Below are 25,343 nucleotides of genomic sequence, written 5' to 3'. Positions count from 1 at the left end.
GAACCACCGATCAGTCTAGCCCATTCCCGGCGTTCGGCGCGCCACCGGATTCGGGCTCGGCCGCGGCGGCGGGTTCGGCGGGCTCCGCGTCCGAGCGGATGTCGATGCGCCAGCCGGTCAGCCGGGCGGCGAGGCGGGCGTTCTGGCCTTCCTTCCCGATCGCGAGGGACAGCTGGTAATCGGGAACCACCACCCGCGCGGCCTTCGCCTCCGGGTCGATCACCTCCACAGACACCACCTTGGCCGGCGAGAGGGCGTGACCGACGAACTCCGCCGGATCGGTCGAGTAGTCGATGATGTCGATCTTCTCGCCGCCCAGTTCACTCATGACGTTGCGCACACGCTGGCCCATCGGGCCGATGCAGGCGCCCTTGGCGTTGAGTCCGGCGACACCGGTGTGCACGGCGATCTTGGAACGGTGGCCGGCTTCGCGCGCCACCGACACGATCTCCACCGAGCCGTCCGCGATCTCCGGGACCTCCAGGGCGAAGAGCTTGCGCACCAGGTTCGGGTGGGTCCGCGACAGGGTGATCTGCGGACCGCGCATCCCGCGCTGCACGCCGACCACGTAGCACTTGACGCGGTCGCCGTGCTGCAGGTTCTCGCCGGGGACCTGCTCGCCGGGCGGAATGACGCCCTCGGTGGCGTTGGCGTCCGAGCCGATCTGGACCACCACCAGGCCCTTGGACTTCGCGCGCGCATCGGCCTGCACCACGCCGCCCACGATCTCGCCCTCGTGCGCGACGAGCTCGCCGAACTGCTTCTCGTTCTCCGCATCGCGCAGCCGCTGCAGGATCACCTGGCGGGCGGTGGTGGCGGCGATCCGCCCGAATCCCTCCGGGGTGTCGTCCCACTCGTGCACCACGACGCCGTCGTCGTCGAGTTCCTGCGCCAGCACCCGGACTTCGCCGGACTTGCGGTTGATGTCGATGCGGGCGTGCGCGGCGAAACCGTCGGTGTGCCGGTACGCGGTGAGCAGTGCCGTCTCGATCGCGGTGATGACGGTGTCGGTCGGAATGCCCTTGTCGGCTTCGATCAGCCGCAGCGCGGTGACGTCGATGTGCATGGTGGTGACTCCTATTCGTTTGTCGGATTGAGTTGTGCCGGTGTCGTGTGCGGGGGTTGTGGGGCGCCGGGGTTCAGGGCGCAGGCGTGCGGCGGCGGGCGATCTCGTCCTCGTCGAGTCCGCAGCGACGCAACTCGGCCTCGCCGGGGCGCGTGAAGTCGACTTCCAGCACGGCTCGGGTGATCTCGGCCAGCGGGACGGTGGTGGTGCTCATCCTGCCCTTGTCGTTGTTCACCAGCGTGACGGACTCGTCGTCGGAGTCGCCGATCCGCCCGAGCGCGGTCTGCGTGCCGCCGCCGTGGGCGCGCTCGAGGCTGACTTTGCGCCCGCGGGCCCGGCGCCAGTGCCGCGGCAGGGTGAGCGGCCGGTCGATGCCGGGCGTGCTCACTTCGAGGTGATAGGGCTCGTCTCCGAACAGGTCCGCCTCGTCGAGGACGTCGGACAGTCGCCGGCTCACGTCGGCCAGTTCGTCCAGGCTCGCCCCGCCGTCCCGGTCGACGGTGATCGTGACGTCGCGGCGGCCCGCCGGACCGCGGACGGCGATCTCTTCGACGTCGTAGCCGAGGGGACCGATGATCGGTGCCGCCAGATCACCGATCTGCTCGTGTGTCGTGTCGGTCACGCGACCTCCCCTCATTCATCGCGGCCCGGGGAATCCCGGGCCGCTGCAGGAGCTTCCATCTTAGGCCATGAAACGACCGCTCCCCTCCCAGCCGGGGCGCAGGCCAGGGGGCAGTGACCGGCCGGGCCCCCGGACGCACACCGCGGCTGGCAGAATCGGCCGATGTGACCGCCGCACCGCTGCCCCGTTCCCGTCCACCGGTTCCCAATCGACGCGCCGTGCTGCGCGGCGGCGCCGGACTGACCCTGGCCGTGGCGGCCGGTTCCGCCGTCGCCGCCTGCACCTCCGGACCCAGCGACCGGCAACTCGCCGCCGAGAGCCTCGTTCCGCTGGCCCAGTCCGCCGCACGACAGGAGCAGCAGGCGCAGCAGCTGGCACCGCGCGAGACCGCGTACACCGCGGCACTGCAGCAGGTGGCGACCGAGCGCGGCGAGCACGCACAGGCCCTGGTCGACGAGATCAATCGGTTGCATTCGCCGGCCGCCGCCCAGGCGAGCACGGCACCGGGCGGCACCGATCCGGTGACGCTGGACGTTCTGCGTGCGGAGTTGGAGACCGCCGCCCGGCTCGCGGCGGCCGGCGCCGTGGACGCCGACGGCTTCCGGGCGGGACTGCTCGGCTCGATCAGCGCCTCGTGCGCCACGCTGCGAGAGGTGCAACTGGCATGAGCGACACCGAAGCCCTCACCGCCGCCGTCGACGCGGAGAACGCGGCCATCTTCACCTACGGCGTCACCACCGCCTTCATCGGCTCCGCCGAGCGCGGCACCGTCGGCGAATACGTCGCGGCGCACCGGGTTCGACGCGACCAGCTCAACGAGGACCTGATCGCCGCCGGCGGCCGAGCGCAGCAGGCCGCCGCCGGATACACGCTCCCGGTGGAGGTGACGGGCCCCGACTCGGCGGCCACCGCCGCGGCCGACGCCGAACAGGAATGCGCCCGCGCCTACCGCGCCATGCTGGAGCAGGTGGACAGCGCCGAACTGCGCCGGCGCGCCGTGGACGGCCTCACCGACTGCGCCCTGCGTGCCGCACATTGGCGCGGCGTGCTGGGGCAGACGCCGGTCACCACTGCGTTCCCCGGCGCCGCCGGCTGACCGGGAGTCAGTCCTCGCGCACCGCGGCGACCACAGCGGACACCGCATCCTCGATCGGGACCGCAGTGGCCTCCCCGGTGGCCCGGTCGCGGATCTCCACGGTGCCCTCGGCCCAGCCGCGGCCCACCACCACGACCGTGGGCATGCCGAGCAGCTCGGCGTCTTTGAACTTGACCCCCGGTGAGGCCTTGCGGTCGTCGAACAGCACTTCCAGCCCGGCGGCGTCGAGGTCGCCGGCCAGCTGCTGGGCGCCGGCGACGGCGGCCTCGTCCTTGTTGGCGATCACCAAGTGCACGTCGAACGGTGCCACCGCGCGCGGCCACACCAGACCCTTGTCGTCGTGCAGCTGCTCGGCGAGCACCGCGACCAGGCGGGAGACGCCCAGCCCGTAGGAGCCCATCGTGACCCGCACCGGCTTGCCGTTCTCGCCGAGCACGTCCAGCTCGAAGGCGTCAGCGTACTTGCGGCCGAGCTGGAAGATGTGACCGATCTCGATGCCGCGGGCGGCTTCCAGTACACCCCGCCCGTCCGGCGACGGATCGCCCGCGCGCACCTCGGCCGCCTCGATCACCCCGTCGGGGGTGAAGTCGCGGCCGGCCACCAGGTCGACGACGTGCTTGCCCGGCTCGTCGGCACCGGTGATCCAGCGGGTGCCGGTCACCACGCGCGGGTCGGCAAGGTAGGCGAACCCGGCCTTCTGCACGCCCAGCGGGCCGATGTAGCCGCGGACCAGCGCCGGATTGGCCGCGAAGTCCTCGTCGGTCAGCAGTTCCACCTCGGCGGGTTCCACCGACGCTTCCAGCCGCTTGAAGTCCACCTCGCGGTCACCGGGGACGCCGACGGCGGTGATCTCCCAGTCGCCGCCGGGGCGGCGGATCTTCACGAGCACGTTCTTGAGGGTGTCGGCGGCGGTGACCTCCCGGTCGAGCACGCCGTTGGCCCAGTCGACGAGGGTCGCGATGGTCGGGGTGTCCCCGGTGTCGTACACCTGCGGCGCGGGCAGACCGTCGACCGGCAGAGCCGGCGGCACCGGCGTGGCCACGGCCTCGACGTTGGCGGCGTACCCCGACTCGCTGCTGCGGACGAAGGTGTCCTCGCCCACCTCGCACTCGGCCAGGAACTCTTCGGAGGCGCTGCCGCCCATGGCGCCGGAGGTCGCCTGCACGATCACGTACTTGACACCCAGGCCGTCGAAGATCCGCTGGTAGGCGGCGCGGTGCAGATCGTACGACCGCTCGAGCCCGGCATCGTCGACGTCGAAGGAGTACGAATCCTTCATCACGAACTCGCGGCCGCGCAGCAGGCCGGCGCGGGGACGCTCCTCGTCGCGGTACTTGGTCTGGATCTGGTACAGGACCACCGGGAGATCCTTGTACGAGCTGTACTCGCCCTTCACCAGCAGCGTGAACAGTTCCTCGTGCGTGGGGCCCAACAGCATGTCGTTGCCCTTGCGGTCGCGCAGACGGAACAGGTTGGGGCCGTACTCGGTCCACCGCTCGGAGGTCTCGTAGGGCTCGCGCGGCAGCAACGCCGGCAGCAGGATCTCCTGGGCGCCGATGGCGTCCATCTCCCGGCGGACCAGGTTCTCGATGTTCCGGAACACCTTGAGTCCCAGCGGCAGCCACGAGTAGATGCCGGGCGCGGCGCGGCGGATGTAACCGGCGCGGACCAGCAGCTTGTGGCTCGGCACCTCGGCGTCGGCGGGGTCGTCGCGCAGAGTACGCAGGAACAGGGAGGACATACGGGTGATCACGGGTGATCACCTTAGTCGGCACACCGCTTGGCTACGGTGTGCGGGTGCTCGTGATTCTTCCTCCCTCTGAGACCAAGTCCGACGGCGGTTCCGGCGCCCCCCTCGACTTCGGCCGCCTCGTTCTGCCTGAGCTCAACGAGGTGCGCTCGCGCATCGCCGACGCTCTGGTCGATCTGTCCGGGGATCTGGACGCCGCCCAGCGCGCCCTGGGGCTGGGCAGAGCCCAGCTGGCCGAGGTGGACCGCAACGCCGACCTGTTCGAGTCCCCCACCCGGCCGGCGATCGAGCGGTACACCGGCGTCCTCTACGACGCCCTGGACCATGGGAGCCTCACCCGGGCGGGCAAAGCCAAGGCCGCCGACCGCCTGATGATCGGCTCGGCCCTGTTCGGGGTGGTGCGCGCCACCGATCAGATCCCCGCCTATCGCCTCTCCGGCGGATCACGGCTGCCCGGCTTCGGCACCCTCGCAGCCACCTGGAAGCCGGTGCTCTCGCCCGCGCTCGACGGCCTCGACGACTTCGTGGTCGACCTGCGGTCCGGCGCCTACCTGACATTGGGGCCGGTCCGCGGCGCCGTGACGGCGACCGTGGTCACCGAGGCCCCCGACGGCAGCCGCAAGGTGGTCAGTCACTTCAACAAGCACTACAAGGGTTTGATCGCGCGCGAACTGGTGCGAACCCGCGCCACGGTGCGCGACATCGGCAAACTGGCCGCGGTGCTGACCAACGCCGGTCAGCGCGTGGAGATCACCTCACCGACCGAGATCACCGTCATCACCCACTGACCCGCTCAGCTGCGCGGATCGCCGGTGGGAAAGAACCATTCCTGCTCGCCGGCGACGTCGTCCTCGTCGGGGGCGGCGGCCGCACCGTACTGCTGCTCGGCCACCTGGACCCGCTGCGCGCGCAGCCGCCCGTATCCGTAGGCGGCGGCCATCCCGACCACACCGGTGGCCAGCCCGATCAGCGTGCCGGTCTCACCGGATTCACCTCCGGCATCGGCGGAGATCCGGTAGATCCAGCCGTTGAGTGCGATCACCGCCAGCGCACCGAAGATCAGAGGTACCCACACCGTCACCCACGTACCGGTGGAGACCGGTGGGATGTGCTTGACCCGGCGGTACACCTGCCACACCGACATCAGCACCACGGCGGCGCCGACCAGCGCCGCGGTCACCACGGGCGACACCCACCAGGAGGCGATGGCAGCCCCGAGCAGGATCGCACCGCAGACCACTCCGACGATCCGGGCGTTGAACATGGACGAAGACGCTACCGATCGGCCTGGTCAGAAACCAATTGCCCGGTCGGCGTCGGTGAAACCGGCCACCGGCCCCACCACCACGATCGCGGGCGGTTTGAGTTCGGCCTCGCGAGCGGTCTGTGCGGCACCGGCCAGGTCGGTGCGCAACAGCCGCTGATCAGGGCGCGAGGCGTTCTCGATCAGCGCGACCGGGGTGTCGCCGGGCTTCCCGCCGTCGAGCAGAGCCTGCGCGAAGGCGTCGAGCCGCTGCACCGCCATCATCAGCACCAAGGTGCCGCGGAGCTTGGCCAGCGCATCCCACTCGGTGAGCGAGTCCGGGTGCCCCGGCGCGACGTGCCCGGAGACGATCACCACCTCGTGCGTCACCCCGCGGTGGGTCACTGGAATGCCCGCCAGGGCGGGCGCCGAGATCGGCGACGTGATCCCCGGGACCACGGTCACCGGCACCCCCGCGTCGACACAGGCCTGGAGCTCTTCGAAGCCGCGGCCGTACACGTACGGGTCACCACCCTTGAGGCGCACCACGAACTTCCCTGCCTGCGCCCGGTCGACGAGGATCTCGTTGATCTTCTCCTGGCGCATAGCGCGCCCGTAGGGCACCTTGGCGGCGTCGATCACCTCCACCTGGGGGCCGAGCTCGTCCAGCAGTGCGCCCGGCGCCAGCCGATCGGCCACCACCACGTCGGCGCGGGCCAGCAACCGCCGGCCGCGCACCGTGATCAGTTCCGGATCGCCCGGTCCGCCGCCGACCAGCGCGACGCCCGCCGCGTGCGGGGCCGCCGCATCGACGGTCAGCGTGGTGCCGTCGGCGAGGGCGGCGGTGATCGCGGCCCGCACCGCGGCGCTCCGGCGATGGTCGCCGCCGGCGAGGACGCCGAACTGCAGACCGTCGTGGCGGCCGGAGGCCGGGGTCACCGCGGTGCCCTCGCGGGCATCGTCGGCGCGCACGCAGAAGATGCGTGCAGCGGCGGCCTCGGCCACCACTGCCGCGTTCACTTCCGGGTCGTCTGTGCAGGCCAGCGCATACCAGGCGCCGTCGAGGTCGCCGGCGGCGTAGGCCCGGCGGCGCACGGTGATCGCGGGCTCTGCTTCCACCGTGGGCCGCGGGTCGACGGCGATCACGTGCACGTCGGCACCGGCCGCGATCAGATTCGGCAGCCTCCGCTGAGCCACTCCGCCGCCACCGACCACCACCACTTTGCGTCCGGTCAGGTCCAGCCCCGCCAGATAATGTCCATCGCCCATGATGGACGAGCCTACTGTCCGCGTGTTACGCGCTCGTTGCCCGCGCCCGCGCCAGCGACCGCTCCCGGGCGGCCTCGAACTTGCGCACCTTGACGTTCATCTCCTCGAGGTAGTCCGCGAGCTTCTCCCGGTACATCTGGCCCACCGGGCCGAAATCGTCACGGTCGAAGATCCGCCACTTGCGCAGCACCGGCATGATCACTTCCTCGAGGTGCTGCGGCAGGTCGTAGATGCCGCCCTTGGCGATCAGCACCGCGTTGCGCCGGAAGTTGGGCATGGTGGCACCGGGCATCTGGAAATTGGAGACGATCCCGTAGATCGCCGCCATCGTCTCGTCGGGCACCAGGTCCAGGGCTCCGGAGACGATGTTCCGGTAGAAGAGCATGTGCAGATTCTCGTCGGCCGCCACGCGCTGCAGCATCCGGTCCGCGATCGGGTCGCCACAGGCCTTGCCGGTGTTGCGGTGGCTGACGCGGGTGGCCAGCTCCTGGAACGAGACGTAGGCGACGGCGAAGAGCATGTCGTAGCTGTGGTCGCGCTGTCCGTCGTCGTCGGGCAGCGGGTTGTAACCGGAGGTCATGTGTTGCATGCGGAGCTGTTCGAGCTCCACCGGGTCCACGCCGCGGGTCACCACCAAGTAGTCGCGCATCACCGTGGAGTGGCGCATCTCCTCGGCCGTCCAGCGGCCGACCCAGAAGCCCCAGGCGTCGTCGAGGCTGAAGTTGTCGGCGATCACCCGGTGGTAGGAGGGCAGGTTGTCCTCGGTGAGCAGGTTGGTGATCATCGCGGCCTTGGCCGTCTCCGACAGTTGCGACTGAGCCGGATCCCAGTCGACCCCGCCGAGCTTCGCGAAGTTGCGGCCGTCGTCCCACGGCACGTAGTCGTGCGGATGCCAGTCCCTGGTCATCTTCATGTGCCGATCGACTTCGGTCTCGCAGACGGGAAGCAGCTCGCGGAGGAGGTCCGAGCCGCTCATGGTGTTTCCGATGAGAGTGGTCATGGCATCGATACTGCGCGGGCCGGGCCGGGGGTTCTTGAGCCGAAAGTCCTGAACCCGCCGGGTCGCCGGTCCGAATCTCGGCGGTGCCTGCGGTACCGTTTGAACCATGGCCAAACCGCAGTCCGCTGCCTCTGGGAAGCCGGTGCGCGTCTTCCTCGTCGACGATCACGAGCTGGTGCGTCGCGGACTGCGTGACCTCCTCGGCACCGCCGACGACCTGCAGGTGGTCGGTGAGGCCGCGACCGTCAAGGAAGCCGTCAACGGGATCGGCGCCACCCGGCCCGACGTCGCCGTCCTGGATGTGCGGCTGCCCGACGGCAACGGCGTCGAACTGTGTCGGGAGGTCCGGTCCCGCAACCCGAACGTCCACTGCCTGATGCTGACCAGCTACGCCGATGACGATGCGCTGCTGGCCGCTGTCCTGGCGGGTGCGTCGGGCTTCGTGCTCAAGCAGATCTTGGGCCACAACCTGATCGCCGCGGTCCGCACGGTGGGCCGGGGCGGCTCCCTCCTGGACGATCGCAGCACGGCGGCTCTGCTGGCCCGGCTGCGCAACGACAAGAAGGAGAAGCACGATCCGCTCGCCGAGCTCACCGGGCAGGAGCGCGAGGTCTTCCATCTGATCGGCGAAGGACTGACCAACCGGCAGATCGCCGAACGGATGTTCCTGGCGGAGAAGACGATCAAGAACTACGTCTCGCACATCCTCGCCAAGCTCGACATGCAGCGCCGCACCCAGGTGGCCGTGATGGCGACCAAGCTGCGCGAACGTGAACGCTGAGCCCGAGCGCTCACGTTTCGACATCGAACTGGGCACCACCGCCGTCGTCGTCATCGCCTTCCTGCTGCTGCGTCTGCTGGCCGTGGCGCGCTGGGACTGGCCGACGGTCGCCGCCATCGCCGACACCTTCGATTTCGGGGATTCCTTCGCGATCGCCTTCGGCACCATCGCCGAGCAGCCGTGGCTGACCGGGATCTTCACCGCGATCCTGCTCCCCCTGGTCCTGCTCCGGCTCTTCTGGCCGCTCCCGCACCACCGCGGCACCCTCCAGATAGCGATGATCCTGGCCGCCGTGCTGCTCTCGGTGACGGCCTTCGCCATGACAATCACCTACCGCAATCCGTGGACGCTGCTGGGCGCCGCGGGCATGGGCGTGGTGTTCGCGCTGATCCGTCTGGGGGCGGCCGAGGGACGGTTGAACGGCCTGTCCCGGCTGCTCGCCGACCGGGTCGCGTTGATCGCCGCGGTCGGGGTCTTGCTGCTGGCGGCCTTCGACAGCTCACCGTGGATGGTGAAGGAACAGATCACGACCACCACGCAGGGCACATTCGACGGCTACGTACTGGAAGAGGCGCCCGGCTTCCTGCACATCCTCACCGCCGATCGGGAGATCGTCATCCTGCCTTCCGGAGACGTGACACAGCGCCGCCTGCTTGACTGAGAACATGTCCGCCGCCCCACAGCCCAGCGCCGACCGACCGGAGTTCCCCGAAGGCTACGGCCTGCCCGAGACCACCGAGGGACTGCTCACCTGGCCGGAGGTGGAAGCCAGGCTGGGCGCCGCCAAGCACTACTGGCTGGCGAGCGTGCGCCCGGACGGCCGGCCGCACTCGGTCCCCCGCTGGGGTGTCTGGCTCGACGGCCGCTTCTACTACGACGGCGCCCCCACCACCCGACACGTCCGCAACGTCGAGGCGAATCCCTACGTCACGCTCACGCTGGAGAGCGGCACGCAGGTCGTCATCGTCGACGGGCTTTCGGCGGCCACCCGCGCCGACCCGGACGGACTCGGGGCCCGGCTCGCCGCGGCCTTCGCCAAGTACCACGACGACGACTACCGGCCCGCCGCCGACGCCTGGTCGGGCGCCGACGGCGGCGGACTGCGCGTCATCATGCCCGAGCGTGTCCTGGCGTGGACGTCGTTCCCGACCGACTGCACCCGCTTCCGCTTCTAGCCCGGCTCACGACGGATCGAGCGGGACCTCCCAGATCAGGGTGGTGCCGCCGCCGGGCCGCGAGTCCACGGTGAAATTGCCGTCGCACTGATCGGCCCGCATGGTCAAGTTGTCCAGACCGCGGTAGGCGGCGCGGGGCGGGATGCCGCAGCCGTTGTCGGACACTTCCACGGTCAGCACGTCGGCGGCGACGATCCGCACCCCGATCCGGTCGCCGCCGGAGTGCCGCAGCGCATTGGACAGCCCTTCACGGAGTACCGCCTCGATGTGCGGTGCCAGGCTGTCGGGCACCAGGGTGTCGACGGGGCCGATGAACGACGCACTCGGCACGATGGGCGCATGCCGGGCCAACTCGGCGATCACGTCGAGGACCTTGCGCCGCAAGGTGACCGGGGCACCGTGCACCGAGGCCGATTGCAGGTCGAAGATCGAGGTGCGGATCTGGCCGATGGTGGCGTCGAGGTCGTCGATCACCTGCGCGACCCTCCCCTCCACCTGGTCCGGCGCCGCCTGCATGGTCTGCAGGGACATGCCGATGGCGAAAAGCCGCTGGATCACGTGATCGTGCAGGTCGCGGGCGATGCGGTGCCGGTCTTCGAGCATCTCCAGCTCGCGCGCCAGTTGCTGCTGCTCCGAGTACGCCACGGTGAGCGAGGCGACGCGGGCGACGCCGGCCAGGCCGGCGAGTTCCTCCGGCTCCCAGATGGGCCGGTCGACGTGCGTCAGCACGATCGCCCCGAAGTCCCCGGGGGTCAGCTGCATCGGCTGGGCCGTCTTCCACCGCGCACCGCTCCGCAGCCAGCCGGCGGCCTCGCCGTCGACCTCGCTGACGCTGAAGGCCAGGCCCGGCCAGGCGATCGCCGCCGGATCGACGGCGCGTCCGGTGTGCCCGTGCAGGCGCGGCTCGCCGCCCTCGGCGGTCACCACGTAGACGTCGACGGCCCCGGTCAACGCCGCCACGTCGCCGCACAGCCCGTTGAGGGTGTCCTCCACCGCGATACCGGCCATCGCCTCGGAACCGCGGTGCACCAGGATCTCCATCCACCGGTGCCGCGTCCGCTGCCGCTCGTACATTCGGGCGTTCTCGACGGCGATGCCGACCGCCACGGCGAGCACCGAGACGATCTGCTCGTCCTGCTCGGTGAACTCCGGCGCCGACTGCTTCTCGGTGAGGTAGATGCTGCCGAACAGTTCCCCGCGCACGATGATCGGCGCTCCCAGGAACGTGTCCATCGGCGGATGATGCGGCGGGAATCCCACGGAGGCGGGGTGCTCGGCCAGGTGCTGGATGCGCAGGACCTCGGGGTGGTCGAGCAGTTCGCCGAGCACTCCGCGCCCGACGGGCAGGCGCCCCATCTCGGCGCGGATCTCGGGCGGGATTCCGGTGTAGACGAAGGCCTGCAGGCCCCGTTCGGGACCGCGGACGCCCAGCGCGCAGTATTGGGCGTCCAGGACTGCGGCGGCCACCTCGGTGATTCGCTGCAGGGCCTCGTTCAGATCCAGCCCCTGCCCCACCAGCAGCACCGCTTCCAGCAGGTCGCGCAGGACGGTCGGATCGGTCTGCTGCTCGGTGAGCGCGTCCAGCGCGGTGCGCAGCGCCTCCGACCCCTCCGACACGCGTGGAGCACCGTCGGCCAGGCGCTGTGCGGTCAAATCGGCGTACTCGTTCACCGTCTCGTCATCCCCCTGCGGCCGCGGCCCGGACGAACCGGGCGATGGCCGCAGGATATCCCGCCGGGTGCACGTGCAGGTACGAAGCATGCACCCCAGGCACGACGGCGCCGTCGATCACCCTGGCCCCGTCGGCGCCGGTCCATCCCCACGCGGGCGGCGGCGGCGCGGACCAGTCGACGGTGCTGCGGTGGAACTCGTGGCCGGTCACCCGTTCGCCCGCGGCGAAGAGCACCGAGTCGGTGAGGGCCACCGCGTCCCGGTAGCCGAGCGTCAGGCGCGGCGAGAACGCCCCGTGCCCGGGGAGCGCCCCGGCCATCGGGGCGCCGTCCAGGGTCTGCTGTAGGTAGAGCAGACCCGCGCACTCGGCGTGCACCGGCCGGCCCGCCGCCACATGGGCGCGCAGTGCGACCCGCAGCGTCTCGTTGGCGCCGAGGGCCGCGCCGTGCTCCTCGGGGAAGCCGCCACCGAGGACCACTCCGGCCGTCTGGTCCGGCAGAGTCTCGGTCAGCGGATCGAAACCCACCACCTCGGCGCCCGCGGCGGCCAGCAGTTCGCTGTGTTCGGCGTAGGAGAAGGTGAATGCGGGTCCGCGGGCGACGGCGATCACCGGCCGGCCGGGGGTCACGTCGTCACCGATCTCGTCGGTCGCCGACCACGGCTCGTCTGCCACCGGTGCCGCGCCGGCTGCGGCCGCGAGGATGGCAGGCAGATCCAGTGCGCCGGTGAGCTTCTCGGACATCGCCGATACGGCGCCGACGGCGGCCGTCTCGCGTTCGGCGGCCGGGATCAGTCCCAGGTGACGCGACGGCACCGACATGGCCGGGTCACGGCCCAGGACCCCGAGCACGGTGAGTCCGGCGCGGCCGCACGCGGCGCGCAGGACCTGCTCGTGGCGAGGCGAGCCCACCCGATTGAGGATCACCCCGGCGATCCGCACCGACGGCGCGTAGGTGACGAAGCCGTGCAGCAGCGCGGCCAGCGACTGCGAGTGCCCCGCGGCGTCGACCACCAGCACCACCGGTGCACCGATCAGGGTCGCGACGTGCGCGGTGGATCCCAGGCCCAGATCGCCTGCGCCGTCTGCGATCCGGCCGTCGAACAGCCCCATCACCCCCTCGATCACCGCGATGTCCGCGCCGCGCGTACCGGCCGCCAGCAGCGGGCCGATGCGCTGCTCGCCGACCAGGTTCGGGTCCAGATTGCGGCCCGGCCGCCCCGACGCCAGGGCGTGGTAGCCCGGGTCGATGTAGTCCGGTCCCACTTTGAACGGCGCGACCCTCCGGCCCGCGGCGGTCAGCGCGCCGATCAGCCCGGTGGCCACCGTGGTCTTCCCGCTTCCCGAGGCGGGGGCCGCGATCACCACGGCGGGCACGCGGCCTGTCACCATTCGACGCCCTTCTGGCCCTTCCGGCCGGCGTCCATCGGGTGCTTGATCTTGGTCATCTCGGTCACCAGGTCCGCGGCGTCGATCAGGGGCTGGGGCGCATACCGGCCGGTGATGACCACGTGCTGGCGCCCGGGTCGCTCGCGCAGGGCCTCGACCACCTCGCCGGGATCGATCCAGCCCCAGTGCATCGGGTACGTGAACTCGTCGAGGACGTAGAAGTCGTGTTCCTGTGCGGCGATCCGGCGGGCGATCTCCGTCCAGCCGGCGCGGGCGGCCTCGGCGTGGTCCTGCTCGGCGTCATCGCTGCGGCGGATCCACGACCAGCCCTGCCCCATCTTGTGCCACTGGACCGGCGCGCCCTCCCCGGTCTCCCGGTGCAGCCGGTCCAGTGCGAGCATGGCGTTCTCCTCGCCGACCTTCCACTTGGCGCTCTTGACGAACTGGAAGACGGCCACGCTCAGGCCGGCATTCCACGCGCGCAGCGCCATGCCGAAGGCGGCGGTCGACTTTCCCTTGCCTGCACCGGTGTGCACGGCCAGGACCGGCTGATTACGCCGTTGACGGGTGGTCAGGCCGTCGTTCGGGACCGTCTCGGGGACTCCTTTGGGCATACCGGCCACCTTAGTGCCGACCGTGGAAATCAATTCTCCCCAGGCCTTGCACACACCGCAGTATGAGTACCCGAAACCTCGGCCGCGACCGCCGCTCAGGCCAAGTACGCTCGGCGAGATCCCGGTGACCCGCCGTTCTGACCGGTTCTCAGGCGACGCTCCCGATCCGGCCGGCCAGCCCGGAGATCTCCAGGTCGTCCATCGACGCGTACTGCGCGCCGAGGCGCCGCGCCAGTTCCGCGGCCAGGCCGAGCCGGATCATGCCCTGCTCGCAGTCCACGACCAGCGATGAGATGTGTTGGCGGGCAACGCTGTCGGCGGCAGCCATGGCCCGGTCGGCGGCGCCGGCTCCGGCGGTCGCCCGTCCGTCGGTCAGCAGCACCAGCAGCGGGCGGCGCGTCGGATCGGTCCGCGCGGCGCGCTCGATCACCCCGAGCGCCTGGGCCAGCCCTTCGGCCAGCGGCGTTCTGCCCCCGGTGCGCACCTGTGCCAGCCGGGCCACCGCCAGATCCACCGATCGCGTCGGCGGCACCGCCACGTACGCGTCCTTGCCGGCAGCAACGATCACCGCCACCCGGTCGCGCCGGGTATACGAATCGCGCAGCAGATCCACGCAGGCGGTGCGGACCGCCGCCAAACGTGCCCGGGCCGTCATCGACCCCGACAGGTCTACGACGAAGACCACCAGATTCGATTCGGCGCCGATCCGCTCGGCGCCCCGCAGGTCGTCCGCACCGATGGCCGGCATCCCCGTGCCGGTCGACCGGCCGGCCGCGGCCAGCACCGTCGCGAACAGGTGTACCGGGGTGTGGTCGGCGTAATCGATTGCGCGCGCGGTCATCCCACGCCGGCTGCGCGCACGAGAGCGTCGCCCGTCTGCACCGTCGCCGAGCCCCTCGGCACGGAACGTCCGCAGGCGTGTACCGCTTCCGACGGACGGCGCACCGAACTGCGGGCCCGGCGGCGTGCCACCGCCGCCCGGCGGATCGTCCTCGGGGTCCGGGTCGGGATCCGGCTCGGAGTCCGGGTCTGCCTCGGTGCCCTGAGGCTCGTCGGACTCAGGGGTGTCACCCGGATCCTGCGCCGCCTGCTCCCCCTGCTCCAGCGCCTCGTCGAGCTCGTCGCGATCCATGCTGGATGAGTCGAAGGGATTGCGCCGCCGCCGATGCGGCAGTGCCAGTTCCACCGCGACCGCGACATCGTCCTCGGTGACCTCGTCGGCCCCGCGCCAAGCCGCGTGGGCGGCTGCTGTCCGGGTCACCACGATGTCGCCGCGCAGCCCGTCCACTTCCAGTGCGGCGCAGATCGCGGCAACGCGGCGCAGCTCGGCCTGAGGAACTGTGACGCGCTCGATCGCGGCGCGCGCCGCGGCGATCCGGGCGCCCAGCTCGGTCTCCTCGGCGGCGTACGACGCCGCGAAACCGTCCGGATCGGCGTCGTAGGCCAGGCGCGCGGTGACGATCGCGACGCGCTCGTCGACGCCGCGTGGTCCGGCGACGTCCACCACCAGACCGAAGCGGTCCAGCAGTTGCGGGCGAAGCTCGCCCTCTTCCGGGTTCATGGTGCCGACCAGCACGAATGCGGCGGACTGCGTGTGCGAGACCCCGTCACGCTCCACCGTCACGCGGCCGCTGGCTGCCGCATCGAGAAGGACGTCCACCAGATGGTCCGACAGCAGGTTGACTTCGTCGATGTAGAGGACCCCGCCGTCGGCCTGCGCCAACAGTCCCGGTGTGAAGTGCGCTTGGCCGTCCCGCAGAACGCGCGTCAGGTCGAGCGAGCCGATCACCCGGTCCTCGGTGGCACCGATGGGCAACTCCACCACGCGGGCGCCGTCGAGCAACGGCGCCAGACCGCGCACGATGGTCGACTTGGCGGTTCCCTTCTCGCCGCGGATCAGTACGCCCCCGATTCCGGGGGCCACGGCGGACAGGATCAGGGCCAGCTTGAGCCGATCTTGGCCCACCACCGCGCTGAACGGATAACGGACCGAAGGCTGGGTCATCGGATTCAGACCGTCTCGGGTGCCTCGTGCCGTCCGGCGTCCGGGGCGGCGTCGCGGCCGCGGCCGGTCAGCTCCAGACTCCGGTTGGTCCAGTCCCACATCTGGCGGAACAGCGCCGGATCGTCATTGAGCTTCGTGCCGTACGACGGGATCATCTCGGTCAGCTTGCCCTGCCAGCCGTCGAAGCGGTCGCCGAAGCACTGCTGCAGCACCGAGATCATCGCCGGCACCGCCGTCGACGCGCCCGGCGAGGCGCCCAGCAGACCGGCGATGGTGCCGTCCCCGGCCGCCACCACGGCGGTGCCGAACTCGAGGTTGCCGCCCTTGCCACTCTTGCGGATCACCTGGACGCGCTGGCCGGCGGTGATCATCTCCCAGTCGCCGCCGGTGGCGCGCGGGACGAACTCGCGCAGCGTGTTGACCCGGTCGGCCGGTGTCGATGCCAGCTCGCCGATCAGGTACTTCAGCAGCCCGAACTCTTTCGGCGCGATGGACATCATCGGCAGCAGGTTGCCCGGCTTCACCGACTTCGGCAGATCCATCACGCCGCCGGTCTTGAGGAACTTGGGCGACCAGCCGGCGTACGGGCCGAACAGCAGCCCCTTGTCGTGGTTGATCACGCGGGTGTCCAGGTGCGGCACCGACATCGGCGGGGCGCCCACCGCCGCCTGGCCGTAGACCTTGGCCGAGTGCTCGGCGATCACCTCGGGGTTGGTGCAGCGGAAGAACTGGCCGCTGACCGGGAAGCCACCGAACCCCTTGGCCTCGGGGATGCCCGACTTCTGGAGCAGGTGCAGAGCACCGCCGCCGGCACCGATGAAGACGAACTTGGCTTCGACGCGGAAGTCCTCGCCGCTGCGGGTGTTGCGCACCTTGATCACCCAGCTGCCGTCGGCCTGCTGCGACAGGTTGCGCACGTCGTATCCGAAATAGAGGTCCGCGTCGCGTCCGACGTAGTTCAGGAGCTGCTGGGTCAGTGCGCCGAAGTCGACGTCGGTGCCCTCGGTGTACCAGTTCAGCGCCACCGGATCGGAGTAGTCGCGACCGGCACCCATGAGCGGGAGCCGCTTGCCGAACTCGGCGTCGTCGGTGATCAGCTCCATGGCCTCGAAAAGCGTCTGGCTGCTCAGCGCCTCGTACCGCTTGCGCAAGTAGTCGACGCCGTCGGGGCCGTGCGCGAAGCTCACGTGCGGGATCGGGTTGATGAACTCGTCGGGCGCACCCAGCAGACCGGTGTCGACCGCGTGAGCCCAGAACTGGCGCGACTGCTGGAACTGCTCGTTGATGTTGAGCGCCTTGGAGATGTCGATGACGCCGTCGTCGCCCATCGGCGTGTAGTTCAGCTCGCACAGCGCCGAGTGACCGGTACCGGCGTTGTTCCAGGGGTCACTGCTCTCGGCCGCGGCGGCGTCGAGCCGCTCGAAGAGACTGATCGACCAGTTCGGCTCCAACTGCCGGAGCAGAGCGCCGAGCGTGGCACTCATGATGCCCGCCCCGACCAGCGCGACGTCTGTCTTGATCACCTTCTGCGACACGTAATGCTCACTTCCTGACCACCGGACCGCTCCGGTCGGGTCCGCATGCCTGGTCATTGTCCACCATGACGGGAATCCAGCCCGAATCGGTGCCGACGAATGTGGGATGCGCGACAGGGCCCGGCGCCGCCTAAGCTGAGGGCCGTGAGCGCTACCGATTCCTCCACCACCGCGAAGCCCGCCCACAATTGGCGGCCCGATCACTTCCTCGATCATTATGAACTCCTGACGCTGCCTTTGCCGCAGGATCCCGACGGCGAGGACCCGATCAGCGCGACCCTGATCCGCAAGCCGGGCGCCGTCGAGGCGCCGCAGGGCGCCGTGCTCTACGTGCACGGCTTCACCGACTACTTCTTCCAGGAGGAGTTGGCCCAGTTCTTCCACGACCGCGGCTATGCGTTCTACGCCATCGACCTGCGCAAGTGCGGCCGGTCGCTGGCCGCGCACCAGACGCCCCACTACGTCTCCGACCTCAGCCTTTACGACGACGAGCTGAACCTGGCGCTGGACGTCATCGGTGAGGAGATCGCCGAAAGCGGCGGCGCCGAGCGCATCGTGGTCTCCGGGCACTCCACCGGCGGGCTGGTGACCGCGCTGTGGCTGGACCGGCTGCGCCGCACCGACCCGGAGCGGCACGCGCGCGTGGCGGGCCTGCTGCTCAACAGTCCGTGGCTCGATCTGCAGGGTGAGGCGGCGCTGCGCACCGGCGTCGCCGCCCGGATCCTCTCGGCGGTCGGCGGGCTGCGCGGCAAGACCCCAGTGCCCCGCGACCTGTCCTCGGCCTACGGCGAGAGCCTGCACTCCGACGCGCACGGCGAATGGAGCTACGACCTCGAGCGCAAGCCGCTCAGCGGATTCCCGGTCACTTTCGGCTGGCTCAACGCCGTCCGGCAGGGGCAGCTCACGGTGCACGGCGGCATCGATGCGGGGGTGCCGGTGCTGGCGCTGCGCTCGGACAAGACCCGCTTCCGCTCCGCCTACGACGTGGCCGTGGACACCGCCGACTGCGTGCTCGACGTGAGCCACATGGCCCGGTGGGCGTCGTTCCTCGGCCACCGGGTGCTGTCGGTGGCGATCCCCGATGCCCGCCACGACGTCTTCCTGTCCAAGACGGGGCCGCGCAACCGGGCCTACGACACCGTCGACGGCTGGCTGACCCACGAGATGGCGGAGGTGACCGAATGAGCACCCCGCACCTGGTCGACCTGGCCATCATCGGAACCGGCAGCGGCAACTCGATCCCCGACGAACGCTTCGACGACGTCTCGACGGCGATCTTCGAGGAGGGTGTCTACGGCGGCACCTGCCTCAACGTCGGCTGCATCCCGACCAAGATGTTCGTCTACGCCGCCGACGTCGCCGAGGAGGTCAAGGAGGCGGGCACCTACGACATCGACGCCACCTTCGACGGCACCCGCTGGCCGCAGCTGGTCGATCGGGTCTTCGGCCGCATCGACCCGATCTCGGCCGGCGGACGGCGCTACCGCGTCGAGGACTGCCCCAACATCACCGTCTACTCCTCGCACGTGCGTTTCGACGGGCGCGAGGACGACCGGTACCGCCTGGTGACGGCCGACGGCGACGTGGTGCTGGCCACCGAAGTGGTGATCGCTGCGGGCGCCCGGCCCCAGATTCCCGACGCCGTCGCCGACTCCGGCGTGCGTTACTACACCAATCAGGACGTCATGCGGCTGCCGGAGCTGCCGCGGCGCATCACGATTCTGGGCAGCGGCTACATCGCCAGCGAGTTCGCGCACGTCTTCGCCGGGCTGGGCACCGAGGTGACGCTCGTCGCCCGCGGTCCGGCGCTGCTGCGCAAGATGGACCGCGACCTGAGCACCCGCTTCACCGAGACCGCCCGCCGGCAGTGGGACGTGCGCCTGAACGAGACGATCGTGGGCGCCACCGAACTGCCGGGCGGCGGTGTCCGCCTGACCGGTGCCGGCGGCGAGCACATCGACTCCGACGTGCTCCTGGTGGCCACCGGCCGCACCCCGAACGGCGACCGCCTGGGTTTGGACACCATCGGCCTGACCCTGACCGACGACGGCCGGGTGCAGGCCGACGAGCACGGTCGCACCGGGGCGCGCGGCGTGTGGGCCCTGGGCGACGTCTCCTCGCCGTATCAGCTCAAGCACGTGGCCAACCAGGAGCAGCGCACCGTGCAGGCCAATCTTCTGAAGGGCTGGGACGCCGCCGATCTCGACTCGTTCGCGCACCAGTACGTGCCCGCCGCGGTGTTCACCCGCCCGCAGCTGGCCACCGTCGGGCTCACCGAGGCGCAGGCCGTCGATGCCGGCCACGACATCACCGTGAAAGTGCAGTCGTACGGCGACGTGGCCTACGGCTGGGCCATGGAGGACACCGAGGGATTCTGCAAGGTGATCGCCGAGCGCGGCACCGGCCGCCTCCTGGGCGTCCACATCATGGGTGCGCAGGCCTCGTCGATCATCCAGCCGGCCATCCAGGCGATGAGCTTCGGGCTGGGTGCACGCGAGATGGCGCGCGGCCAGTACTGGATCCACCCGGCGCTGCCTGAAGTGCTCGAGAACGCGCTTCTGGGCCTCGACCTGGACTGACCCGACGACCGCCGCGTGCCTGGCAGTCTGCCGGGGGGTGCTGTGAGTCTGCTGCAGATCGCCCACCGAGCGCTGCCGCGGCCGACCTGCCCGCACGATGTAAGACATGACCGAATTCATGAACTCGAACATCTTCCGCCGCACCGTCGGCCCTGACCGGCGGGCCCCGGGATCCGCTGGAACCCGCTCCGCCTGAACCGGGACTCCTTCGCCGGCTACTGAAGGAGTCAGCGCCGGCAGGTGGACCGGGCGGGCTTGCCGTGCAGGCGGGAGTCCAGCCACGTCGCCGCCTCCGGATACCCGGTGACCGCCGCGATGCCGTGCTCGCCGAAGGCCTCCCGGTAGGTGGCGTTGGCGCCGAGACGGCACTGTTCGGCGAAGAGGTTGCGTGCTCCGACCGCCGGGATCCAGAACTCCTGGGTGCCGTTGAAGATGTACAGCGGGACCTCGGCCTTCTTATCGGCCATCTTGGTGATCCGGTAGATGTCGTAGGCCACGTCCGAATGGAACGGATCGGGGTCGTTGGAAAGCACCTGCATCGGCAGGAAGGTCTGGCCCGCCAGTGCCTCGGGAATGACGCAGACGTTCTTCAGCGGCGAGGTCGCGATCCATTGCGCCGCATGGTTCGCCTTGGTCAAGATCTCCGGGCGCTCGCGAGCGATCCCGAAGGTGGCCGCGTGGAAAAGGCCGGTGGCCAGGTTGGCGTTCATCGACCCGACGAGGATCTGGAAGTCGGCCGGTACTCCGCCCAGCGCCGCACCGACCATGCGGGGCGCCAGTTCGGGAGCGTAGGAGCCGATCAGCTTGGCGGCGCCGTTGGTGGCGATCGCACCGCCGGAGTAGCCGAACATCCCCACCCGGCTCTCGCCGAAGCGCCGGTGATCGAATCGGGCCGCCGCGCGCACCGAGTCGAGAACGATGTGACCCGCGGTGACCGGCTCGGCGTACGCCTGCCGCGGCCCCTGGTGATCCGGCACGATCACCGTGTAGCCGCGGGCGAGCGCCAGGGCGGTGGTCGGCGGGAAGAAGTCGGTGAACCCGGTGGCGATACTCCCCGTGCGCCAGCGTCATCCCCGCGGTGCAGGCAGCCCCCAGCGAATCGATCGGCAGATTGTTCACCAGGATCGGGCGGGCACCGCGTCCGGTCCACGGCGCCCGGGGCTCCAGGACGGTCGCGGTCCCGAAGGACGGCCGGCCCGCCGCATCCCGGGTCGCGAACTTCAGTTGCCGTGCCCGCGAGATCGGGGCGGTCGCCAGCAGTCCCGCCGGCCAGGTCACATCCCGGTCGGCGAGGAGTTCCCCCGGCTCGCGCTCGTCGAGCCGGGTGGGCCAGACGTCGAAGAACGGGTCACCGGTCGGGTCGGGCAGCACCGCTTCGCGCAGCTCCTGCATGCGGTGACTCATCCCGGGCGTCTGTGCGCGCTGCGGGATGGACTTCAACCGGGGAAACGGCGGTGGCGGGACCACGGCGTCGATCGCCTGCGGTATCTCCTCGGGGATGGCCCCCATCGTGAACGGCTCGTTCGGCAGGGGCTCGGCCCCTGCCGGGGGTGCCGGATCGGTCGCGACCATCAACACCACGACCGCCACCGACAACCATGTAGCCAGCCTGAAACGCCCTCGATGCTTCAATTCATGCCACGTCCCTTGAAGCTGCGGTCAGGGCAGTATGACGCACATCACGTCAGGATGTAACATACTCGGCTCAGAACATCGCGGAACGCAGTGCGATCTCGCTGGCGAGTGCCTCCGGAGCATGTTGGGGGATCCAGTGGTCCACCCCGGCGAGCTCAGAGAACCGGAAGTCCGACCGGACGTAGCGGCCGCTGAGTTCGGCCTGCTCACGCCCCAGGGCGGTGTCGCCGTCGCTCCACAGCATGGTGGTCGGAACCTCCACCGGCGGGCAGGCCAGGGTCTCGGCGATGTCGCCGGTGAAGTTGGCGCGGTACCAGTTCAGCGGCCCGGTGATGGCCCCCGGCTCCAGCAGCGGGGCCAGTTCCTCTGCGGTGACTCCCGCCCGCCGCAGCAGCACGCCGTCACGCGCGGTCAGCGTCTCCTCGGCGCTGTCGGCGATGAAGTCCTTGATGTACGACGACCGGGTGCGCTGATCGCCGCCGGCCGCCAGGGCAGCGGCCATCGCCGACGGATGGCCGGTGCTCGCCGCCACCAGCCCGGTGAACCGGTCCGGGTGTTTGGCCGCCAGATGCCAGGCGACGATGCCGCCCCAGTCGTGGCCCACCAGCATCGAGTAGGCGATGTTCAGGTGACCGAGGACGCCGAGGACGTCGTCGGTCAGCATGTCCAGCCGGTAGTCGCCGACCGCCTCCGGCCGTGCCCCGGGACTGTATCCGCGCTGATCGATGGTGACCGTGCGCAGGCCCGCGTCGTGCACGCGCGGCAGCACCTTGTCGTAACAGCTCGAATTCACCGGGAAGCCGTGCAAGAGCACCACCCACGGCCCCCGAGCCGGACCGCCGCGATGCACATCGAATGTCAGGCCGTTGTGCTCTACCTTCAGGTACTCGGATTCCACGACAGACAGCTTAGGACGCCCGGGAGTGCGGGGGCGCCCGCGACGAGCAAACGTTGCACAGCTGACATGTCCAGGTTGCCCTCCATCAGATCGGCGAGCAGATCCAGCTGCGCCTCCCGCACGGCGGCCACTTCCAAGTCGGGGGCCGGGGCGAAGCCGGTCCGGCCCGCCGCCGCAGCCACCTCGGAGAGGAAGGCGCGCCGGAACTCGCCGCTCTCCAGCAGCCCGTGGCAGTGCGTGCCGTAGACCGCCCCGCGACGCGCCCCCTCGGGGCCGGTGAGGTCCTCGTGCAGCCAGGGCCGCTCCCCCGAGCCCGTCACCTGCCCGTGATGGATCTCATAGCCCCGCACCGGGATTCCGTCGGCCTCCCCAAGGAATCGGCGCAAGGTCTTGTCTCGATGGAAGGTGATCCGCACGTCCAGCAGTCCCAGTCCGTCGACGGCGCCGGCCGCCGACTCGACATCGTCGTCGATGTGCCGGGCCAGCATCTGGAAGCCGCCGCAGATGCCGAGCACCGGCCGGCCCTGAGCTGCGCGCCCCGCCAGCGCCCGGTCCAGGCCGCGCTCGCGCAGCCACGACAGGTCGTCGACGGTGGCGCGGGTACCCGGGAGGACCGCCAGATCGGCCGCGGCCACGACGGCGGGGTCATCGACCCAGTGCACGTCCACGTGCGGTTCGCAGGCCAGTGCCTCGACGTCGGTGCTGTTGGAGACCCGCGGCAACCGGATCGCGGCCACCGACAGCCGGGGTGCGCCGTCGTGCACCGCCGGTGCGCCGACCCGCCGGCCGACCGGACTGGCCAGCGAGTCCTCGGCGTCGATCCAGACGTGCGGGCTGAACGGAATCACCCCGAGCGTCTCGCGGCCGGTGCGTTCGCGCAGCATGTCCAGACCGGGGGCGAGAATGGCCGGGTCGCCGCGGAACTTGTTGATCACATAACCGGCCACCAGCGCCTGATCGTCCGGGTCGAGGATCGCGGTGGTGCCGAACAGCCCGGCCAGGGCGCCGCCGCGATCGATGTCGGCGACCACCAGCACCGGCAGCGCGGCGCGGCGGGCGAGCCCCAGATTCGCCAGATCGCCTGCGCGCAAGTTGATCTCGGCGATCGACCCGGCCCCCTCGCAGATCACGACGTCGAACTCGGCGCGCAGCGCGGACAGTTCATCGGCCACCAGCGTGGCCAGGCGGGTGCGCCAGGTCTGGTAATCCTGTGCGCCGACGTCGCCGACGGCCCGGCCGCGCACCACCACCTGGGAACGCCGATCGCTGCCCGGCTTCAGCAGCACCGGGTTGAAGCGCGTGTCCGGCTCCAGGCCGCAGGCGGCCGCCTGCAGCGCCTGCGCCCGACCGATCTCGCCGCCGTCGAGGGTCACCGCGGAGTTGTTGGACATGTTCTGCGCCTTGAACGGCGCCACCGAGATCCCGCGCCGGGACAGTGCACGGCACAGTCCGGCCACCACCAGGCTCTTGCCCGCATCGCTGGACGTACCACCGATCAGCAGGGCGCCCCGGATCCGTGTCACGGCCTCACAATAACGTCGGCGGCTACGATCGGCTCGCAGGCGGGTAACGATCGAGAGGGGGATTCGCCAGTGGCCGGTCCGGTCCCCGGCGGCGAGTTCGCCGGATACGAAGTGCTGTCTCTGCTCGGCAGGGGCGGCATGGGCAGCGTGTTCCTGGTGCGCAATCGGCACCTCGAGCGCCGCGAAGCCCTCAAGGTGCTCGCCGTGGACTCCCAGGGCGACTTCGCCGCCCGGTTCGGCGCCGAGGCGCGGACCGTCGCCTCGCTGGACCATCCCGGGATCGTCACCGTCTATCACCACGGAATCGACGGTGAGATCCCCTGGTTCACCATGCAGTACCTGGAGGGCACCGACCTGTCCGGCGGGCAGCGGCTGCCCCTGGGCGAAGTGACGCAGATCGTCCGGCAGGTCGCCGACGCGCTCGACTACGCGCACGCCCGCGGCGTGGTCCACCGGGACGTCAAACCCGCGAACATCATGGTCCGGCGCGACGCCGCCGGCGCCGTGGAGCGGGTGACGGTGCTCGATTTCGGGATCGCCCGCCTCGCCGGCGCCAGCTCCCTGACCGCGGCCGACTCATTCGTCGGCACCCTGACCTACGCGGCCCCGGAGACCATCGGCGGTCGGCGCGACGTGGCCGCCGCCGACCAGTACGCACTGGCGTGCACGGCCTACGAACTCCTCACCGGGCGCACACCGTTCGCGGGTTTGCCCACGCCCGCGCTGCTGCACGCCCAGCTGTCGGAGGCGCCGCCGCCGATCAGCCGGTCGATTCCCGCGCTCGCCGGTCTCGACCACGTCTTCGCCCGTGCTCTCGCCAAGGATCCGGCGCAGCGGTATCGGTCCTGCAGGGCCTTCGCCGCCGCGCTGGCCGCCGGCGCCGATCCGGCCACCCGGCGGCAGACGCGGGTGGCTCCGGTGCCCCTTCCCCCGCCGCCACCGGTCGGCCCCGCCACGACCCCGCCGCCACCGAATCGGTCGACGATCACCATCATGTTGTCGCTGATCGCGATCCTCATCGGCATCGCCGTGATCGCCGGGGCGATCCTCTTGATCAACCGCGACGACAGCGCGTCCCCCGCACCGGACGTCTCCAGCAGTCCGGCCGGGGCCGCCGCCTCGCCGTCGGGAGTCTCGCCGTCGGGGGCCCCGTCGTCGGCGGCCGCGGCAGCCACCTGGGGGCTGGTGGTCAGCCCACAGGGCCGGGTGATCCGGTTCGGGCACTACGACTCCCGCGAGGATCTGCTGAGCAAGGCGGCGACCTACGGCTACGACGAGTCGTGGGGCTACGCCACTTTCACCACCGGCTGCGCGGCCGTCGCCCACGCCACGGGCGTCTCGGCCGGTTCGGCCGCCTACTACACCGCGCGCGGTGCCACTCGGACTGCGGCATCCCAGGCCGCAGTGGACCGATCCCAGCAGGCGACGGGCCGCACCAGCAGCACCGTGTCGACGCTGTGCGTCGGCGATTCGCTGGACTGACGCCCGCAGGCC

General features: G+C 70.6%; 22 protein-coding genes and 1 pseudogene. 9 read left to right on the top strand and 14 right to left on the bottom strand.

Annotation, left to right across the window (positions count from 1 at the left end; all coding sequences use genetic code 11):
• Positions 1 to 10: 10 nt before the first annotated feature.
• Together nusA and rimP are read right to left on the bottom strand one after the other, a co-directional pair.
• Positions 11 to 1,066: a transcription termination factor NusA gene (gene nusA / locus ABD732_RS09785; RefSeq protein WP_344783105.1), complete on the bottom strand. Its 1,056-nt coding sequence runs from the start codon at positions 1,064 to 1,066 to the stop codon at positions 11 to 13.
• 73 nt (positions 1,067 to 1,139) lie between these two features.
• Positions 1,140 to 1,688 (bottom strand): ribosome maturation factor RimP, encoded by a 549-nt coding sequence (gene rimP, locus ABD732_RS09780; protein WP_344783103.1) that lies wholly within the window; start codon positions 1,686 to 1,688, stop codon positions 1,140 to 1,142.
• 164 nt (positions 1,689 to 1,852) lie between these two features.
• Here rimP and ABD732_RS09775 point away from each other — a divergent pair, with 164 nt between their 5' ends.
• Both ABD732_RS09775 and ABD732_RS09770 read left to right on the top strand, forming a co-directional pair.
• Positions 1,853 to 2,356: a hypothetical protein gene (locus ABD732_RS09775; RefSeq protein WP_344783101.1), complete on the top strand. Its 504-nt coding sequence runs from the start codon at positions 1,853 to 1,855 to the stop codon at positions 2,354 to 2,356.
• Positions 2,353 to 2,784 (top strand): ferritin-like domain-containing protein, encoded by a 432-nt coding sequence (locus ABD732_RS09770; RefSeq protein ID WP_344783099.1) that lies wholly within the window; start codon positions 2,353 to 2,355, stop codon positions 2,782 to 2,784. The genes ABD732_RS09775 and ABD732_RS09770 overlap by 4 nt, the downstream gene beginning before the upstream one ends.
• 7 nt (positions 2,785 to 2,791) lie before the next feature.
• Here the strand turns inward: ABD732_RS09770 and ABD732_RS09765 are convergent, their stop codons facing one another.
• Entirely contained in the window at positions 2,792 to 4,525 is a 1,734-nt protein-coding gene (locus tag ABD732_RS09765; RefSeq protein ID WP_344783491.1) for a proline--tRNA ligase, read from the bottom strand.
• Positions 4,526 to 4,581: 56 nt separating this feature from the next.
• On the opposite strand from ABD732_RS09765, the gene yaaA reads away from it, so the two are divergent.
• A complete protein-coding gene (yaaA, locus tag ABD732_RS09760; RefSeq protein ID WP_344783097.1) occupies positions 4,582 to 5,322 on the top strand; it encodes a peroxide stress protein YaaA in 741 nt (246 codons plus the stop codon).
• 5 nt (positions 5,323 to 5,327) lie between these two features.
• Here the strand turns inward: yaaA and ABD732_RS09755 are convergent, their stop codons facing one another.
• Genes ABD732_RS09755 through ABD732_RS09745 form a run of 3 tightly spaced genes read right to left on the bottom strand, consistent with a single transcriptional unit; the run spans position 5,328 to position 8,046 of the window.
• Positions 5,328 to 5,798, bottom strand: a complete 471-nt coding sequence (locus tag ABD732_RS09755; protein ID WP_344783095.1) for a hypothetical protein — start codon at positions 5,796 to 5,798, stop codon at positions 5,328 to 5,330.
• Between the two features lie 27 nt (positions 5,799 to 5,825).
• A complete protein-coding gene (gene cobA / locus ABD732_RS09750; protein WP_344783093.1) occupies positions 5,826 to 7,046 on the bottom strand; it encodes a uroporphyrinogen-III C-methyltransferase in 1,221 nt (406 codons plus the stop codon).
• Positions 7,047 to 7,071: 25 nt separating this feature from the next.
• Positions 7,072 to 8,046, bottom strand: coding sequence for an acyl-ACP desaturase (locus tag ABD732_RS09745; protein WP_344783091.1), 975 nt, complete (start codon positions 8,044 to 8,046; stop codon positions 7,072 to 7,074).
• Between the two features lie 106 nt (positions 8,047 to 8,152).
• Between ABD732_RS09745 and ABD732_RS09740 the strand changes: the two genes are divergently transcribed.
• From ABD732_RS09740 to ABD732_RS09730, 3 genes are read left to right on the top strand one after another with little or no spacing between them, the layout of a single operon-like run.
• Positions 8,153 to 8,827 carry a response regulator gene (locus ABD732_RS09740; protein WP_344783089.1) on the top strand — a complete coding sequence of 225 codons (675 nt, stop codon included), beginning with the start codon at positions 8,153 to 8,155 and terminating at the stop codon, positions 8,825 to 8,827.
• Positions 8,817 to 9,488: a hypothetical protein gene (locus tag ABD732_RS09735; RefSeq protein WP_344783087.1), complete on the top strand. Its 672-nt coding sequence runs from the start codon at positions 8,817 to 8,819 to the stop codon at positions 9,486 to 9,488. The genes ABD732_RS09740 and ABD732_RS09735 overlap by 11 nt, the downstream gene beginning before the upstream one ends.
• Before the next feature lie 4 nt (positions 9,489 to 9,492).
• Positions 9,493 to 10,002, top strand: a complete 510-nt coding sequence (locus ABD732_RS09730; protein WP_344783085.1) for a pyridoxamine 5'-phosphate oxidase family protein — start codon at positions 9,493 to 9,495, stop codon at positions 10,000 to 10,002.
• A gap of 6 nt (positions 10,003 to 10,008) precedes the next feature.
• On the opposite strand, the gene ABD732_RS09725 is transcribed toward ABD732_RS09730, so the two are convergent.
• The 5 genes from ABD732_RS09725 to mqo all read right to left on the bottom strand — a co-directional run bounded on the left by ABD732_RS09725 (position 10,009) and on the right by mqo (position 17,214).
• Complete coding sequence (locus tag ABD732_RS09725; protein ID WP_344783489.1) at positions 10,009 to 11,619, bottom strand: GAF domain-containing sensor histidine kinase; 1,611 nt, start codon at positions 11,617 to 11,619, stop codon at positions 10,009 to 10,011.
• A 61-nt stretch (positions 11,620 to 11,680) separates the two neighbouring features.
• The gene (locus tag ABD732_RS09720; protein ID WP_344783083.1) at positions 11,681 to 13,063 is read right to left on the bottom strand and encodes a cobyrinic acid a,c-diamide synthase CobB; all 1,383 of its coding nucleotides are present in this window, start codon (positions 13,061 to 13,063) and stop codon (positions 11,681 to 11,683) included.
• Positions 13,057 to 13,674 (bottom strand): cob(I)yrinic acid a,c-diamide adenosyltransferase, encoded by a 618-nt coding sequence (gene cobO, locus ABD732_RS09715; protein ID WP_344783080.1) that lies wholly within the window; start codon positions 13,672 to 13,674, stop codon positions 13,057 to 13,059. The genes ABD732_RS09720 and cobO overlap by 7 nt, the downstream gene beginning before the upstream one ends.
• Before the next feature lie 148 nt (positions 13,675 to 13,822).
• Positions 13,823 to 15,679, bottom strand: a complete 1,857-nt coding sequence (locus ABD732_RS09710; RefSeq protein WP_344783078.1) for an AAA family ATPase — start codon at positions 15,677 to 15,679, stop codon at positions 13,823 to 13,825.
• Between the two features lie 5 nt (positions 15,680 to 15,684).
• Positions 15,685 to 17,214: a malate dehydrogenase (quinone) gene (gene mqo / locus ABD732_RS09705; RefSeq protein WP_344783076.1), complete on the bottom strand. Its 1,530-nt coding sequence runs from the start codon at positions 17,212 to 17,214 to the stop codon at positions 15,685 to 15,687.
• A gap of 99 nt (positions 17,215 to 17,313) precedes the next feature.
• Here mqo and ABD732_RS09700 point away from each other — a divergent pair, with 99 nt between their 5' ends.
• Positions 17,314 to 18,399, top strand: a complete 1,086-nt coding sequence (locus ABD732_RS09700) for an alpha/beta hydrolase (RefSeq protein ID WP_425553016.1) — start codon at positions 17,314 to 17,316, stop codon at positions 18,397 to 18,399.
• Positions 18,396 to 19,793, top strand: coding sequence for a mycothione reductase (gene mtr, locus ABD732_RS09695; RefSeq protein ID WP_344783072.1), 1,398 nt, complete (start codon positions 18,396 to 18,398; stop codon positions 19,791 to 19,793). Before ABD732_RS09700 ends, mtr begins: the two co-directional genes overlap by 4 nt.
• 227 nt (positions 19,794 to 20,020) lie before the next feature.
• Here mtr and ABD732_RS09690 read toward each other — a convergent pair.
• The 3 genes and pseudogenes from ABD732_RS09690 to ABD732_RS09680 all read right to left on the bottom strand — a co-directional run bounded on the left by ABD732_RS09690 (position 20,021) and on the right by ABD732_RS09680 (position 23,849).
• Positions 20,021 to 21,365, bottom strand: a pseudogene (locus ABD732_RS09690) (lipase family protein).
• A 133-nt stretch (positions 21,366 to 21,498) separates the two neighbouring features.
• Positions 21,499 to 22,326: an alpha/beta fold hydrolase gene (locus tag ABD732_RS09685; protein ID WP_344783070.1), complete on the bottom strand. Its 828-nt coding sequence runs from the start codon at positions 22,324 to 22,326 to the stop codon at positions 21,499 to 21,501.
• Positions 22,308 to 23,849 (bottom strand): cobyric acid synthase, encoded by a 1,542-nt coding sequence (locus ABD732_RS09680; protein ID WP_344783068.1) that lies wholly within the window; start codon positions 23,847 to 23,849, stop codon positions 22,308 to 22,310. The genes ABD732_RS09685 and ABD732_RS09680 overlap by 19 nt, the downstream gene beginning before the upstream one ends.
• Positions 23,850 to 23,918: 69 nt before the next feature.
• Between ABD732_RS09680 and ABD732_RS09675 the strand changes: the two genes are divergently transcribed.
• Positions 23,919 to 25,331, top strand: a complete 1,413-nt coding sequence (locus ABD732_RS09675; RefSeq protein ID WP_344783066.1) for a serine/threonine-protein kinase — start codon at positions 23,919 to 23,921, stop codon at positions 25,329 to 25,331.
• Positions 25,332 to 25,343: the final 12 nt, after the last annotated feature.

The sequence above is a fragment of the Gordonia caeni genome (genome assembly GCF_039537105.1).
In the GTDB taxonomy this organism is placed as follows: domain Bacteria; phylum Actinomycetota; class Actinomycetes; order Mycobacteriales; family Mycobacteriaceae; genus Gordonia; species Gordonia caeni.
The sequence above is the reverse complement of the archived record's forward strand: the minus strand, read 5'-3'. Positions and strand labels throughout refer to the sequence as shown.